This is a genomic window from Thermoanaerobaculia bacterium, assembly GCA_035260525.1.
Taxonomy (GTDB): Bacteria; Acidobacteriota; Thermoanaerobaculia; order UBA5066; family DATFVB01; genus DATFVB01.
Window position 1 is genome coordinate 1 of the sequence record DATFVB010000119.1, and the last position, 14,697, is coordinate 14,697.

Here is a 14,697-nt window from a genome sequence, read left to right on the forward strand (position 1 = left end):
ATTCGCAATGGTAGTAGTGGTACCATTGTTGCATTCCATCGGCCCCGAAAGGGGAGGGAACACATGCAGACGAATTCGGGCGCCAACCGGACCCTGGCGATCTTTCTGGCTGCCGGGCTTCTCTCGACGGCGGCGTTGGCGGCCACACCGTCATCGGGGACGTTGTCGCCGACGAGCACGACTTTGACGTACACGGCCGGTCCGTTCGACTACGACAACGATTCGGCGCCCGCCGGCGGCGTCACGCCCACGTGCGCCGGAGACGTGCTTCCGTGCGACCAGTATGCGTTGAAGGTGTCGATTCCGCCGACCGACGGGACGTCCTACGTCGCGACCGTTTCGATCGGCTGGGCCGACGCCTCTTCCGACTTCGACATGACGATCCTCGACGCCAACGGCAACGAGGTCGCCCAGGCGGCCTCCTCCGCCGATCCCGAGGTCGCGAGCTTCTCGGTGATCCCGCGCGTGGACACGGACTACACCGTGCTCGTGGTGCCGTACGCGGTCAACCACGGGGCCGGGGGCGATACGTTCACGGGAACGATCACTCTGACGGTCAATTCGACTCCTCCTCCGCTTCCGTCGCCGCCGCCGGTCCCCGGCGTGCCGCGTTACCAGAGCTACACGCCGGCTCCGGGGAGCGGCCTCGGGTCGAACGCCGGCGAGCCCTCGATCGGCGCGAACTGGAAGAGCGGGAATTTCATGTTCCAGTCCGACGTCCAGACGTTGCGCGTCGGCGTCGACCGGTCCTGTCCGTCGTTTGCGAAGTCGCTCTGGGAGAACAAGTCCTCCCTCACGTCGCAGGAGGACTCCGACCCGATTCTCTTCACGGATCCGCGGACCGGGCGGACCTGGGAAGGAATGCTGCTGCTCCTGACGGGCCGCAACGAGGGCGCGTTTTCCGACGATGACGGCGGCCTCTGGATCGCGAGCCAGGGGAGCTCGATCACTTCCGGGATCGACCACGAGACGATCGGCGGAGGTCCCTTCGCGCCGCCGCTGACGCGCGACCCGAACGGCGCCGTGTATCCCGATGCGGTGTACTACTGCTCGCAGGACATCGCCGCGGCGCTGTGCGCCGTTTCCGCCGACGGGGGCGCGACCTTCGGACCGGCGGTTCCGATCTACGAGCTGACGGACTGCGGCGGTCTGCACGGCCACGTGAAGGTCGCTCCGGACGGAACGGCCTACGTTCCGAACAAGAACTGCAACGGCCCGCAGGCGGCGGTCTTCTCGACCGACAACGGCGCCACCTGGACGGTCTCGACGGTCCCGGACAGCACCGGCGGCGATTCCGACCCGTCGATCGGAATCGGCGCGAACGGATCGATCTACTTCGCCTACCAGGCGAGCAACGGACATTCGATGATCGCGGTCGGGCACCGCACCGCTGCCGGGATCTCCTGGTTCCCGAGCCAGGACGTGGGCGCCTCCTTCGCGATCCGGAACACCGCCTTCCCGGCCGTCATCGCCGGAGACGACGACCGCGCGGCGGACGCCTTCCTCGGCACGCCGGCCGGCGGCGACTTCCAGAGCCAGAGCTTCCGCGGAATCTGGCACCTCTACGTCGCCCACACGTACGACGGCGGGCAGACGTGGACGACCGTCGACGCGACGCCGGACGACCCGGTCCAGCGCGGCTGCATCTGGCTGGGCGGCGGGGCGGTGACCTGTCGAAATCTCCTCGACTTCAACGATGCCACGGTCGACAAGGAAGGCCGCGTCGCGGTGGGCTACGCCGACGGCTGCACGGGCCCGTGCGTCGATTCTCCGTTCTCCGCGACCGGCAACGCGTTCACCGCGCTCGCGTCCATCGCGCTCCAGTCGGGCGGCAAGCGCCTCTTCCGCCAGTTCGATCCCGCGGAGCCGGTGGCGCCCGGGAATCCCATGGTCACCGCGACCCGCGACGCCGCCGGCGTCCACGTGGAATGGACCGAGCCCGACAGCGGCGGATCGCCGATCACCGGCTACAAGGTGTACCGCCGCGCCGACGCCGCGGCGCAGCCGACGCTCCTCGCGACGACGACCGCACAAAAATATCTCGACCGGACCGCGACTCCGGGCGTCAAATACTTCTACAGCGTCGCGACGGACAACGGAGTCGGCGAAAGCTCCGCTTGCGGGCTCGCCGCGAGCGAGGTCCCCTTGACCGACGTCGTGGGCACACCATGCGCGCTTCCGGGCGTCCGCGTCGTCGCCGATGCGAGCGGCGACCAGGCGGGCGGACCGCTGGCGAACACCGACGTCGACATCGAGTCGGTCTCGATCGCCGAACCGTACGATCCCTCCGGCGCGCAGAACCTCGTCTTCACGATGAAGGTCGCGGACCTCTCGACGCTCGTGCCGGGGCGGGCGTGGCGAATCGTCTGGAACTACCCGGTTCCGCCGCCGATCCCGAACTTCCCGTTCGACGGCATCTACTACGTGGGTATGAACACGGATGACAGCGGGGCCGTGAGCTTCGAGTACGGAACCGTGAGCCTCGGAACGATCGGTCTCGTGCTCGCCAACCCGGTGCCGAACCCGATCGGACCGGTCGAGGGGCGGTACTTCCCCGACGGGACGATCCGGATCACGGTTCCCCGGGTGCAGATCGGCGATCCGAACCCCGGCGACCTCCTCGGCGGACTCTACGGCCGGGTCTTCCCGTACGACAGCGCGGAGCAGACGTTCCGGTCGACGACGGCTCTCGACTCGACGCCGCTCGCCACTTACGGGGTCGTCGGAAACGGCGCGTGCGCTCCGAAGGTCACGACGACGTGCCTGGAGGACGACGACGCGCGGATCGCGTACTCGAACGGCTGGCACCTCGAGTCGGCCTCCGGCGCCTCCGCCGGGCACTACCGGCTCCATCTCGGAAGCAAACCGAACGACGGCGTGAGCCTCTCGTTCCAGGTGCCGTCGGGAGCGACCGGAACGCTCGCGTACTACTACGCCACGAGCACGAAGGGAGGGTCGGCGCAGCTCTGGATCGACGGCGTCGCCAGAGGAACGGTGAGCTTCGCCGGGCCGCAGGGGGACGTTCGGAATCCCCGGTTCGGCGCATCGCTGACGTTCGACGGCCTCGCCGCGGGCCCGCACACGTTCGAGCTCCGCGCGATCTCCGGTCCGGCGTACGTCGACGGCTTCTGCCTCGCTTCGGCGTCGTCCTCGAGTCAGCCTTCGGCCGGTCCGGGAACGACGGCCAACGGCACGGGCACGCTCTCGGCGGCCCAGCAGCTGGTCAACACGGTCTCGCTGCCGGCGAACACGACGGCGGTCGCGCTCGCGGCCGACGCTTCCGCGCCGATAAAGCTCGTCCTGATGAACTCGGCGGGGACGGTCCTCGCGAGCGCGAGCAACTCTTCCGGGCCCGCGGTGATCGAGGCGCCGGCGTCGCCGGGGACGTATCTCGTCCAGACGGTGAACCTGAGCGCCGGTCCGGTCTCGGTATGGACGGCGACGACGCCGTACGTTTCCCGGTAGCCGTTCGGTAGACTTCAGTCGCGGGCGCCGCATCCGTGCGGCGCCCGCATTTCGCGCGGCTCTCGCAAGAGGCCGCGCCGGGAAGAGGAGGATTCATGCCGGTCCTGCTGCTCGCCGCGGCGCTGCTCGCCGCGTCTTCGCCGGCTTCCGGCCCCTGCGCGCTCGTCGCCTCCGAGGCGGTCGCCGCCACGCAGGGCGCCAGAGTCGTCTCGCAGAAGGAGAGCCGCTCGAAAGGCGCCCTCGTCGAACGGCGGGGATGCTTCTACGAGATGGATCCGTTCCCGCGCTCGGTCAGCCTCGAATGGATCGGCGATTCGACCGCCGGTGGAGCTCGCCGGCGCTGGAACGCGATCTTCCACGACGCCGCCGAGCATGGAGAGAGCCGCGAGCACGAGGCGGAAACGGAGCGGCCGAAGACGCCGCCCGCGGCCGTCGCCGGGGTGGGGGACGAGGCGTTCTGGCTGGCCAACCCCGCGAGCGGCGCGCTCTACGTCCTCGCCGGCGATTCGTTCCTCCGCGTGAGCGTCGGCGGACCGGGATCGTCCGACGAGAAGCGCGACCGAGCTCGCGCGATCGCGTCGCGCGCCGTGGAGTCGATCCGCGCCGCGAAGAGGACGAAGGAGAAGGCCCGGCCGTCGCCGCCGGCGCAGCGGAAGCGCGCGGGCGCGATTTGAGGTAGCGTCGCGGGCGCGATGCCCGCGCCGGATTCGGAAATCGAGAAGAGCTCCGGCCGGCGCCGGGCGGCCTGGGTCGCCGCGGCGGTCCTTCTTCTCTTCTGTCTCACCCCCTGGGCGTCTCCGCCGCTCGCGCTCGGGCTCGGGGCGGCGCTCGCGCTCGCTCTCGAGAACCCGGCCCCGGCCCTCTCGCGAAAGGCGGCCCGCTCGCTCCTCCAGATCTCGGTCGTGCTCCTCGGGTTCAGCATGGACCTTCCGACGGTCCTGCGCGCGGGCGCGAGCGGGATGCTCTTCGCGGCGGCGACGATCGGCGCCACCCTCGCGCTCGGCGCGCTCGTCCGGCGGGTTCTCGCGGTCGAGCGGACGACGTCGCTCCTGATCTCGGCGGGGACCGCGATCTGCGGCGGATCGGCGATCGCGGCGGTCGGCTCGGTGGTGGGCGCCGCGGAAAGCGAGATGAGCGTCGCGATCGGGACGGTCTTTCTCCTGAACGGCGCGGCGCTCTATCTCTTCCCGCCGCTCGGCCATTTCTTCCACCTCACGCAGGCGCAGTTCGGCACCTGGGCGGGCGTAGCGATCCACGACATCTCGTCGGTCGTCGGCGCGAGCTCCGTCTACGGTCTCGCCGCGCTGCAGCGGGCGACCGCGGTGAAGCTCTCGCGCGCTCTCTGGATCGTCCCGCTCACGCTCGCGGCCGCCTGGCTCCATCGCCGCCGCGATCCGTCGGCGCGCCGCGCCCGGGTCCCGATCCCCTGGTTCATCGGTCTCTTCGTGGCGGCGTCGCTCGTGCGCAGCTTCTCGGCCCCGGTCGCGGCGGAGAGCGCCCGGATCGCCTCGGTCGCGCGCGTCGGCATGACGATCACGCTCTTCCTGATCGGAGCGGGTCTCTCGCGCCGGGCGCTCCGCGCGGTCGGATGGCGCGCCCTCGCTCAGGGGATCATTCTCTGGATCGCGATCGCGGCCGGGTCGCTGCTGGTCGTGATGCGGAGCGGTTGAGACGAGGATCCGCCGGCTGGTCCCGGCGGATTTCTCCTCCGATCTCACCTGAGTTCGCCGCCGAAGACGCGGCCGGACGCGAGCGAGATGCGCATCCACGGGCCCCGGAGGCCTTCCCGAAGACGATCCGTTGAGCTTGCGGGCGACTTCGAGGCGCTCCGAGACGCGAGCCCGATGGGATGCGGTTCGCCCGCGACGTCCCGAGGCATACCGGGGCGCATGTCGCAGGGCGGCGCGGCGGCACGCGCCCGTCCGGCTCGATGTATCGGAGGCTGGCCTCTACGAGGAGATCTTCGAGAGGCGCTGCAGGAACCGCGCCGGCGGCTCGAAGCCGACGAGCCGCGATCCGGGGATCTCGCGGCCGCTCGCGTCCAGGAAGATCACGGTCGGCATCCCCTGGACGTTGAACTTCGTCGAGAGCGCGATCGCCTCCGGCGAGTCCTGCCGGGTCATGTCGGCCTTGAAGAGCGCCGTCCCGGACAGCGCCCGGCGAACCCGCGGGTCCGCGAAGGTCTCGTCCTCGAGCTCGTGGCACGGCGCGCACCAGTCGGCGGAGAAGTCGATCATCACCGGACGCGCCGCGCCGGCGACCCGCGCCGCGTCGTACGGGGCGAAGGGAAGCGGCTGCCCGCCCTGGGGCCGCGCGAACCAGCCGGCGGCGCCGAGGAAGACGATCGCCGCTCCGCTCACCGCCGCGCGCGCCATCGGCGGCGCCTGGGACCGGAGCGCGGCGAACAAGAGGTACAGGGCGCCCACGACGAGCACGGCCGGCACGATCCATCGCCGGGCGGGCTCCGGGACGAGGAACTTGCCGAAGTACGCGGCCATCGCGAGCAGCACGAACCCGAATACCTTCTTGACCTCGACCATCCACGCGCCCGCGCGCGGAAGCTTGGTGATCGCTCCGGAGAACGACGCGAGGAAGAGGTACGGGAGACCGAGACCGATCGAGAGGACGAAGAACATCAGGAAGCCGAGAACCGGGTCGCGCCGCGCCGCGACGAACGTGAGCAGGCCGAGGACGAACGGCCCCAGACACGGCGCCGCGACCACGCCGACGAGGAGGCCCATCCCGAACGCGCCCCCGAAACCCGTTTTCGCGCCGGCGCGGTCCATCACGAACCGCGGCGGGTTGATGTCGTAGAGGCCGAACATCGACAGCGAGAGCGCGACGAGCACCGCGGCGATCCCGCCGAGCACCCAGGGCGACTGGAGCGCGGACCCGAAGAGCTTTCCCGAGAGGGCGGCGACGACGCCGAGCGTCGAGTACGTGAACGCCATCCCGAGCACGTACGCGGCCGCGAGTCCGACCGGCCTTCCGGTCTTCCCGCGCGACTGGCCGCCGAAAAAACCGATCGTGATCGGGATGATCGGATAGACGCACGGCGTCAGATTGAGCGCCAGGCCGCCGAGGAAGAGGACGAGGAAACCGACCAGCCACCCTCGCTGCGAGAGCATCGCGCCGAAGTCGCCGGACGGGGCGGCCCCGGCTCCCGCTCCCGCCGGCGTGCCGGCGGAGAAGGACGCGGCGCCGGCAGCCGTTGCCGAGACGGTCACCGACGCGCGGAACGGAACGCTCGCCGGGGCGAGGCACTGCTGGTCGTTGCAGGGCTGGAACGAGAGCACGCCCTCGACGACGTGGGCTCCGGCCGCCGCGTTCTTCGGCGCGGTTCCCGTCGCGGTGATCGAGAACTTGCCCGCGTACACGGCCAGGGGCTTTTCCGAGAAGGAGAACTTGACGGTCCGCGCGGGAGGATACGAGAACGCGGAAAACGTCAGGCCGGCGGGGGCCGTGATCTTCGCCTCGGTCGGAATCAGGTAGTCCTCCGAGGGCTCGTGCGCGTTGACGTGCCACCCGGGCGCGAGCGCGCCCTCGATCGTCAAAGTGAACGACCCGCCGGGCAGGACGGACGACGGCGCCGCGGCGGCCGCCGCCGTCATGAGCGAAGCGGAGCGCTGCGCGGCCGCGAGAGCGGGAAGGAAGAGGAGGAGCGCCGCGAGCACCTTCTTCATGGCCGGGCCGGCTCGCCCGCGGGGATCGAGGTCAGCATCCGTTCGGCGTTCCCGCGGAGCGGGCTCTCCGGATGGTCGCGGAGGAAGGCGACGATCGTGCGCCGGGCCTCTTCCCGCCGGCCCTCGGCGATCGCGATCTCGCCGCGAAAGAGCTCGCCCTGCTCACGGATCGACGGATTCCGCGACGTTTCGAGGAGCGCGGCGATCGTCGCGCGGGCCTCCTCGAAGCGCTTCATCTTGAACTGCGCGGAGGCGAGATACGTCCGCGCCGCGTCGCGGGTGTCGGGATCCGCGGTCTTCGACGCGGCGGCGCGGGCGAACCGCGGCGCGGCTTCCTCGGGATCGAAGCGGAGCGCGAGCGCCGTTCCGAGCGCGAGCTCCTCCTTCGGGTCGTCCTGGAATTCCGGCTCGTGGATCATCTTCACGTGGAGCTTGTCCCATTCCGTCATCGACTGCTGGACGTGGCGGTAGAAATCTCCCGCGTTGTCGAAACCGTTCACCCGGAAGACGAGAGCGCCGCCGGGCGAGACGATCAGGGCGGCCGGCGACTCCGTGATCCCGTAGCGCTCCGCGATCGGCGCCGCCTCCGGGCTCGTTCGGTCGAGCTTCACCGGAACCATGCGCAGGAGCATCATCTCGAAATTCGCGGCCGGGTACAGGAGCGCATCCATGCGCGCGCAGTTCCCGCACCCGGTCTCCGTGAACTCGACGAAGACCACCTTGGACTCGCGCACCGCGCGTTCCTGCGCCTGCGTGTAAGTCCGCTCCCACGTCGCCTTGCCGGGCGTATTCGGGACCTGCTCGACGACGGGCGCCGCGCTCGGAGCGGCCGGCGCCGGCTTCGGGGCGGGGGCTCCCGCGGCCGCGGCCGCCGCGCAAACGGCGAACAGCACGGCGATGCCCGGGAGAAACCTCGATCGAATCACGCAGCCCTCCGTGGTGCGCAGAACACTCCGGCGCCGGCCGGAATTCCCCGATCATGGCAAGCATAGCGAAAACGTGCGGCGCACTTCATTGACGCGGCGGGACCCCTCTGCTATTTTCGCGTGCTCCGACCTGCCCAGGTAGCTCAGTCGGTAGAGCGAGGGACTGAAAATCCCTGCGTCGGCGGTTCAATTCCGTCCCTGGGCACCAATACACGTCGGTTTTGCGACGCTCGCGGAGCTCGGATCGCAAAACCTCCCGCATCGCAAACCTCCTCCGCTCGGTTACTTCGCGGAGACTTTTCGCGATGCGGCCTCTCGCGGCTCGGGCTGGTGCCCTCGACCGCTTCGGCGCCCGGCCGGGACGAATGGGGGCCCGAGAACGTCGGTTTTGCGACGCTCGCGGAGGAAGATCCCTCGCTCGTTGGTTGCCGCCGCCCGGCGTCGGCAGGCGAGCTCGGGACTCAGCCCTCCGCGCTCCCCGACGTGAGCGCTGCGCGTTAGGGCTCGAATCGCGATCGGCGAGACTCGTGACACGGCGCCCGGGCTCGTTTTTCGGCAATCGGGCGTAGGAGGATCCCGCTCCGAAAAAAATGGCCGGCCGCTCGGGAACGGCCGGCCGGAGTTCAGTCCCGGGACGACAGTGGCGGGAGCGTAGCCGTCACGGCGCCCGCGGCGTTATCGAAAAATTGTCCCGCCGGCGGAGTGAAGCGATCTCAACCGATCGGCCGGGGAGGAGAAAAGAGCTCGGGGGTGCTCGTGCCCGCGGGAGCGTCCGACCATCGCCGCCGGATCGGCTCCTCGTGCGGCGATGCGGTTCCCAGCCGGCGTTCCGGGCCGTGATATCCGCGCAGGTGCTTTTCGAAGACGTCGCCGCAGGCGCGGCAATAGTAGGTGCCGCGGACCGGGAAGAGCTCCCCGAACCGGAGGCACCGTTTGCATTGGCCGGTGAGAGCGGGCATCGGTCTTCCCCGTCGCAAATCTCATGCCCGTTCGTTCCCGTCCCGCGTCGAGCGGCGGCGGCGCGGGAAAGGGCGGCGCGGCGAGCCGACTCGGCGGCCGATGGGCACCCTCGGGCGGCAGGCCGTTTTTCGGCGGGCAGGAGGTTTTGGGCTGGACGGGGCCGCGCCGATGGTTCAGAATTCCCGAAGCCTGGGGGGGAAATGCCGGCCACCACCGTTCTTGTCGTCGAAGATGACGCCGATGCCCGCGAAGTAATCTGCGAGATCCTGGCCGGCGACGGATATCGGCCGATCGCGGCCCGCAACGGCCGCGAAGCCATCGACGTCCTCGGTTCGGGCCTTCGCCCGTGTCTGATTCTCCTGGACATGCTGATGCCCGGCATGGACGGCTGGCAGTTCCGGAGGGCGCAGCAGGCGAATGATGACCTCGCGAAGATCCCCGTGATCGTCGTGTCCGGCGTGAAAGCGGCCCGCAACAGTGCGCTCAGGGGCGGAGCGATCGCGTTCATTCCGAAGCCGGTCGCGCCGGAGGCGCTGCTGTCGGCGGTCGCCTCAGCCTGCTAGACCGTCGCCTTCGCGACGCTCGCGGAGCTCGGATCGCGAAGGCTCCCGCATCGCAGACCTCCTCTGCTCGGTTACTTCGCGGAGACTTTCCGCGATGCGCCTTCGCGGCTCGGCTAGGAAGCCTCGACCGCTTCGGGGCCCAACGCTGACCGGGGCGACCTTCGCGACGCTCGCGGAGCTCGGATCGCGAAGTGTCCTCGTAAGGCGCCCCTCGGTGATGCGATCATCCCGCGCCTATTTCGCGGCGGGGGGCGAGGCGTCGTGGTGGTGGGCTTCCGGGTCTTCGCGGTCCTTCTTCAGGCTCGCCACTTCCGCATCCGTCAGCTTCGGAAGATGGCGCACGAACGCGACGATCTTCCAGATCTCCTCCGGGGAGTGGGTCGGGGAGAACGCCGGCATGCCCGTCGCGCGGACGCCGTGGGAGACCACCCAGAAGAGCTGCCCATCGGACATCTTCTGCACGTCGTCCATGTCGAGCATCGGGGGGCCGGGGTTGAGCCCCTTCGCGAACTCCGCGGTGTCGACGTCGCGCGCGCCATGACAATCGAGGCAGTTCTCCTTGTAATGGGCGAGCCCCGTTTGTACGGCCGCCGGGTCGGCGGCGAACGGGTTCGTGGTCGTCGGCGCGTGCTTTTCGATCGAACGGGTCGACACCCGGAACAGCCAGTGGTCGAGCCGGTCGTTCCATCCGCCGTGCTGTGTCGCCGCCACGTTGATGCGGCCCGTGCTCGCGAGGACGATTCCGGCAATGACGATCCCGACCGCGCCGACGACGAGTCCCAGAAGGAAGCGCATCGGATCTCCTTTCCCGGGGCGGCGCCCCGGTGACCCCATCGTAACGAGTTTTCCGGCTCACGGGGCAGCCCCCAGCAACGCGGTGGCCGCCCGTCCGTCCGGCTCGACGGATCCGCCTCGGCCAGCGCCATGACGCCAGGGGGCGCGCCGCGCCGGTTCAAAGCTTTTCGAGCGTGACCGTCGCGTTGTAGTCGGGCTCGAGCGAGAGTGGGTCGAGCCGGCCGCCCGACAGGAGCCCCGCCGCCTCGGGCCAGTGGACCTGCAGGTCGCGTTCGTGGATCGGCGCGATCTTCGCGAAGCCGTCGAACGTCCCCGCGGCGGACGTGAGACGTACGGCGTCCCCCCCTCCGATCCCGAGCGCCCGAGCGTCTGCGGGCGCGATCAGCACGTCGCGGCGCGCGGCGCCGTTGAGGGGATCCCTTTCGTGCTGGACCATCGAGTTGAACTGCTTGCCCCGGCGCGTCGCGACCGAGAACGTTCCGGGAGCGTCGTCGTGCTCCGGCAGAGCGACCGCCGAGAAGCGCGCCTTCCCGTCGGACGTGGCGAAAACGCCGTCGGCGAAGAGCCGCGGACCTCCCCACTGGAAGGCATCCCCTTTTCGCGCGAGCCGCTCGATTCCGGCGTAGAGCGGGACCGCCCGGCCGATCTCGCCGCGCAGCTGCGCGGAGCTCTCGATGCGCAGCCCCCCCGCCCGCTCCGGATGAACCCGACGCGCGACGTCGGCGAAGACTTCCCACTCCGACCGCGCGCCGGGGATGCGCGGGCCCGGGATCTCCGGGGAAAAAATGATCCGCCGCTCCGTCGAAGTTTCCGTCCCGCCGCCCGGCGACTCGTAGCGCGTGGTCGCCGGAAAGAGCACCACGAGATCCTTCGGCGGAACGAGCATCTGACTCGAGAGCACGATATCGTGATGAATGCGGGTGCCGACCGCGTCGAGCGCTTCCCGCGATCGGCGGGGTTCCGGGAGCGTCTCGAGGAAGTTGCCGCCGACGATCCAGAAGACGTCGATCTCGCCGCGCCGGGCGGCCTCGACCTGCTCGGCGGCGGAAAGCCCGGGAAAGCCCGGCACCGGAAATCCCCACACTTCCGAGAAGCGGCGGGCCGCCGCGTCTCCCACGGCGGGGACGCAGCCGACTTCCGCGCCGCCCTGAACCCCCGAGTGCCCCCGGATCGGCATCAGGCCGTTCTTTTCCCGGCCGACGTAGTGGCGGGCGAGGCCGACGTTGACGAGGGCCTCGATCGTCAGGGTGCCGTGCGCGTGCTGGGTGAGCCCCATGGACCAGACGAAGACCGCGTTCTTGGCGTCCCGCAGCATCTCGGCGAATCGGCGCATCTCCCCCCGCGTCGTCCCTGAATCCTTCTCGAGGCGCTCGAAATCGACGCTCGCGGCGGCGGCCGCCGCCTCTTCGAATCCCGCCGTCGAGCGCGCGATGAAGCCGCGGTCGACCCACCCTTCCGCGCAGAGGATCCTGAAGACTCCCGTGAGGAATGCGAGGTCGCCGCCGGTGCGCACGGGGAACCATTCGTCGGCGATCCTGGTCCCGAAGAGCGCGGATTCGGCGACCGACGGCACCCAGTACCGCTTCATCCCGGGCTCTTCGTAGGGATTCACGAGCGCGACCCGGGTTCCCGTCCGTTTCGCCCTGTCGAGGTACTTCATGCTGACCGGCTGGTTGTTGGCGGCGTTGCTTCCGAAGAAGACGACGAGGTCCGTGCCGACCCAGTCCGAATAGCTGCAGGTCGTCGCGCCGAATCCGAGCGTCTTCTTCATCGCCGAGGTCGACGCCGCATGGCAGAGGCGCGCCGAGTTGTCGACGTGGTTCGTCCCGATGAACCGCGCCGCCTTCTGCGCCGCGTAGTAGTGCTCATTGAGGATCCCGCGCGACGTCAGATAGACGGCGACACGCCGGGGGTCCGCCGCGCGGATCTTCCCGGCCGCCGCCTCGCAGGCTTCGTCCCACGAGACCGTCCGAAAGCCGGCGTCTCCCGCGCGCCGGAGCATCGGCGCGGGCAGCCGCCCGAGCGCGCGGAGCTCGCGGCCCGAAAGGGAGGCGAGGCCGGCCGCGTCCCGGAGCCTTTCCGGGTCGAGCGGCGGCGCCGTGTTCAACCGCAGGAGCTCCAGCCGGACCATGCAGAGATGCGTCCCCGACATCGTCCAGTCGCGCATCCCGGAAGTGCCGAGCGCGCAGCCGTCGCACGCCCCGTCGCGGAGAATGCGCCACGCGTAGCCGAGCGCATCCCGGTTCTCCCAGGCGACACGCGCCATTTCCCGGTAGTGAGCCGGCTTGACGATTCCGGCTCCGGCGGGCGAGAGCGAAGCCCAGAGGGAAGGACGAACGGCCATCGGAGGCATTCTAAGCGCCCCTCCCCGGGAGTAGAATAGGGGTATGAGGAAGGTCGCGGCGGCGGTCCTCGCCATCCTGCTCGCACCCGCCCTTCTGCGGGCGGATTACAAGATCGTCCTGCACGGGGGCGTGATTTACTGGTCCAGGAAGGCGCCGGTCGAGAAGAACGGCACCTACGTGTTCACCGCGACGGACGGAACGGTCCTGTCCGTGCGCAAGCGCGACGTCGCTTCGGTCGGCCTCGCGGAAGCGCCGCGCGTCGAGAGCGCGATGGAGACGCCGGCCGAGGTCTCTCCGGTCGACGCGGCGCGCAACCAGCGCGAGATCGCGAAGTCGCTGCGCGAGCGGCCAAAGAACATGCCGCAGAACACCGACGCTTACCGTCCCGGGGTCGGTATGCCCTATCCGGCGGGCGCCAACGACTATGTCGTCGGGAAGACCTACGCCCCGCCGGCCGGGAGCGTGGTCTATTCGGGCGCGGCGCCGAGCGAGGTTCCGTCCGGCAGCGCGCCGACGGGAGTTCCGACGGCCGAGCCGCCCCGCGGCGCGCCCGAAGCGAACGCGACGAGCGCGCCGGCCGCGCCTCCTCCGGCGCCGGCGACTCCACCCTCTCCTCCGACGGAAAAGTCCCCCCCGACCGAGACCGCGCCCCCGCCTCCGCCCCCCCACGAACTTCCGCTCGCCCGCTGAGCGCGACCCCCGAACGTCCTTCGAGCCCGGATTTCGAATCGTCGCCGGTAAGATCGGCCCATGCGCGTCGTGCGTCCCGTCGGCGAGGCGGCGGTCCTGATCGAGTGGACCGGGATTCCGGAGCCGCTCGCGAGCCGGAAGGCGCGTGCGGTCGTCGCGCATCTCGAGAAGCGGCCGCCGCGCGGAGCCCGGGAGTGGACGCTCGGCGCTCGCTCCCTCCTCGTCGCGTTCGACCCGTCGCTCTTCGAGGAGTCGGCGTTCCTCGGTGCGGCCGCCGCGTGGGAAAACGACTTCGCCGCGCTCGCCGCTCCGGCCCGCCACGAGATCCCGGTCTGCTACGGAGGCGCGGCCGGAGTCGACCTCGAAGAGCTCGCGGCGGAGCGCGGAATCTCGGCGGCCGCGTTCGCGGAAATCCATTCCGCCGCCGAGTACCGCGTGGCCTTCCTCGGTTTCTCGCCGGGCTTCGCGTACCTGGCGGGGCTCCCGGAAGCGCTCGCGAGCCCGCGCCTCGCGGTGCCCCGCGTCCACGTCCCCTGGGGCTCGGTCGCGATCGGCGGTCCCTACACGGGGATCTATCCGGAATCCGGCCCGGGCGGGTGGCGGCTCATCGGACGGTCTCCCGCGGCGCTCTTCGAATTTCGCCGCGACCCTCCGGCGGTGCTCGCGCCGGGCGACCTCGTCCGATTCATCGCGGTCGAGGAATGGAGATTTCCGGTGCTCGCCGCCGCCCGGGGGCGCCGCGCGTGAACGCCTTTCGGGTCGTTCGCCCCGGCTTCTTCACGACCGTGCAGGACGCGGGACGCCGCGGCGCGACGCGGTGGGGGGTTCCGGCGTCGGGCTTCGCCGATCCGTTCTCGGCCGCCGCCGCGAACTGGCTGGCGGGAAACCCGGCCGGAGCCGCCCTGCTCGAAGCGGCCCTCGGATCGATCGAGCTCGAGGCGCAGCGCGCGGTCGGCGTCGGGGTCGCGGGAGCGTCCGCGGAAGTGTCGGTGAACGGCGTCGCGGCCGATCGAACGCGCACGATCGCGCTGCGGGCGGGAGACCGGCTCGTCGTCGGACCGGCGCGCGAAGGGCTGCGCGTTTACGTCGCCGTGAGCGGGGGAGTCGGCGTCCCGCCCGTCCTCGGCAGCCGGTCCACTCTGGCGTCGTCCGCGTTCGACGGGCTCGCGGCTCGCAAGCTCGCGGCCGGCGACCTTCTTCCGGGGGGAGACGCGGCGGCGCCGCCGGGACGCGTCCTGCCCGTCGCCGGCGCTCTTTCCTTCCCGACGGG

Annotated in this window: 12 protein-coding genes and 1 tRNA gene; 8 read left to right on the top strand and 5 right to left on the bottom strand. The window is 70.4% G+C overall.

The annotated features are described in order from the left end of the window. Positions 1-63: 63 nt before the first annotated feature. The 3 genes from VKH46_05760 to VKH46_05770 all read left to right on the top strand — a co-directional run bounded on the left by VKH46_05760 (position 64) and on the right by VKH46_05770 (position 5,135). On the top strand, positions 64-3,465 hold the full coding sequence (locus tag VKH46_05760; protein HKB70331.1) for a fibronectin type III domain-containing protein: 3,402 nt from the start codon (positions 64-66) through the stop codon (positions 3,463-3,465). A 95-nt stretch (positions 3,466-3,560) separates the two neighbouring features. Then, entirely contained in the window at positions 3,561-4,139 is a 579-nt protein-coding gene (locus VKH46_05765; GenBank protein ID HKB70332.1) for a hypothetical protein, read from the top strand. An 18-nt stretch (positions 4,140-4,157) separates the two neighbouring features. Next, positions 4,158-5,135 (top strand): putative sulfate exporter family transporter, encoded by a 978-nt coding sequence (locus VKH46_05770; GenBank protein ID HKB70333.1) that lies wholly within the window; start codon positions 4,158-4,160, stop codon positions 5,133-5,135. A 279-nt stretch (positions 5,136-5,414) separates the two neighbouring features. Here the strand turns inward: VKH46_05770 and VKH46_05775 are convergent, their stop codons facing one another. Both VKH46_05775 and VKH46_05780 read right to left on the bottom strand, forming a co-directional pair. Continuing rightward, positions 5,415-7,148 (bottom strand): cytochrome c biogenesis protein CcdA, encoded by a 1,734-nt coding sequence (locus tag VKH46_05775; GenBank protein ID HKB70334.1) that lies wholly within the window; start codon positions 7,146-7,148, stop codon positions 5,415-5,417. Continuing rightward, positions 7,145-8,074: a tetratricopeptide repeat protein gene (locus tag VKH46_05780; protein ID HKB70335.1), complete on the bottom strand. Its 930-nt coding sequence runs from the start codon at positions 8,072-8,074 to the stop codon at positions 7,145-7,147. The genes VKH46_05775 and VKH46_05780 overlap by 4 nt, the downstream gene beginning before the upstream one ends. Before the next feature lie 132 nt (positions 8,075-8,206). Between VKH46_05780 and VKH46_05785 the strand changes: the two genes are divergently transcribed. Further along, positions 8,207-8,282: transfer RNA gene (locus VKH46_05785), tRNA-Phe, on the top strand. Positions 8,283-8,787: 505 nt separating this feature from the next. Here VKH46_05785 and VKH46_05790 read toward each other — a convergent pair. Continuing rightward, on the bottom strand, positions 8,788-9,033 hold the full coding sequence (locus VKH46_05790; GenBank protein ID HKB70336.1) for a hypothetical protein: 246 nt from the start codon (positions 9,031-9,033) through the stop codon (positions 8,788-8,790). Between the two features lie 201 nt (positions 9,034-9,234). Here VKH46_05790 and VKH46_05795 point away from each other — a divergent pair, with 201 nt between their 5' ends. Further along, positions 9,235-9,597: a response regulator gene (locus tag VKH46_05795; GenBank protein HKB70337.1), complete on the top strand. Its 363-nt coding sequence runs from the start codon at positions 9,235-9,237 to the stop codon at positions 9,595-9,597. Positions 9,598-9,831: 234 nt separating this feature from the next. Here VKH46_05795 and VKH46_05800 read toward each other — a convergent pair whose 3' ends face one another. Both VKH46_05800 and VKH46_05805 read right to left on the bottom strand, forming a co-directional pair. Next, complete coding sequence (locus tag VKH46_05800) at positions 9,832-10,392, bottom strand: cytochrome c (GenBank protein ID HKB70338.1); 561 nt, start codon at positions 10,390-10,392, stop codon at positions 9,832-9,834. A 157-nt stretch (positions 10,393-10,549) separates the two neighbouring features. Further along, the gene (locus VKH46_05805; protein HKB70339.1) at positions 10,550-12,736 is read right to left on the bottom strand and encodes an FdhF/YdeP family oxidoreductase; all 2,187 of its coding nucleotides are present in this window, start codon (positions 12,734-12,736) and stop codon (positions 10,550-10,552) included. A 43-nt stretch (positions 12,737-12,779) separates the two neighbouring features. On the opposite strand from VKH46_05805, the gene VKH46_05810 reads away from it, so the two are divergent. The 3 genes from VKH46_05810 to VKH46_05820 all read left to right on the top strand — a co-directional run. Next, the gene (locus VKH46_05810) at positions 12,780-13,427 is read left to right on the top strand and encodes a hypothetical protein (GenBank protein HKB70340.1); all 648 of its coding nucleotides are present in this window, start codon (positions 12,780-12,782) and stop codon (positions 13,425-13,427) included. A gap of 60 nt (positions 13,428-13,487) precedes the next feature. Beyond that, a complete protein-coding gene (gene pxpB, locus VKH46_05815) occupies positions 13,488-14,174 on the top strand; it encodes a 5-oxoprolinase subunit PxpB (protein HKB70341.1) in 687 nt (228 codons plus the stop codon). Next, on the top strand, positions 14,171-14,697 hold a 527-nt coding region (locus VKH46_05820), incomplete at its 3' end, for a hypothetical protein (GenBank protein HKB70342.1). The genes pxpB and VKH46_05820, both read left to right, overlap by 4 nt.

Excerpts from the sequence above, each read along its gene's own strand:
- VKH46_05795 (HKB70337.1), top strand. The coding sequence starts at position 9,235 with ATGCCGGCCACCACCGTTCTTGTCGTCGAAGATGACGCCGATGCCCGC.
- VKH46_05760 (HKB70331.1), top strand. The coding sequence starts at position 64 with ATGCAGACGAATTCGGGCGCCAACCGGACCCTGGCGATCTTTCTGGCT.
- VKH46_05775 (HKB70334.1), bottom strand. The coding sequence starts at position 7,148 with ATGAAGAAGGTGCTCGCGGCGCTCCTCCTCTTCCTTCCCGCTCTCGCG.
- VKH46_05800 (HKB70338.1), bottom strand. The coding sequence starts at position 10,392 with ATGCGCTTCCTTCTGGGACTCGTCGTCGGCGCGGTCGGGATCGTCATT.
- VKH46_05805 (HKB70339.1), bottom strand. The coding sequence starts at position 12,736 with ATGGCCGTTCGTCCTTCCCTCTGGGCTTCGCTCTCGCCCGCCGGAGCC.
- VKH46_05790 (HKB70336.1), bottom strand. The coding sequence starts at position 9,033 with ATGCCCGCTCTCACCGGCCAATGCAAACGGTGCCTCCGGTTCGGGGAG.
- VKH46_05810 (HKB70340.1), top strand. The coding sequence starts at position 12,780 with ATGAGGAAGGTCGCGGCGGCGGTCCTCGCCATCCTGCTCGCACCCGCC.
- VKH46_05765 (HKB70332.1), top strand. The coding sequence starts at position 3,561 with ATGCCGGTCCTGCTGCTCGCCGCGGCGCTGCTCGCCGCGTCTTCGCCG.
- VKH46_05770 (HKB70333.1), top strand. The coding sequence starts at position 4,158 with ATGCCCGCGCCGGATTCGGAAATCGAGAAGAGCTCCGGCCGGCGCCGG.
- pxpB (HKB70341.1), top strand. The coding sequence starts at position 13,488 with ATGCGCGTCGTGCGTCCCGTCGGCGAGGCGGCGGTCCTGATCGAGTGG.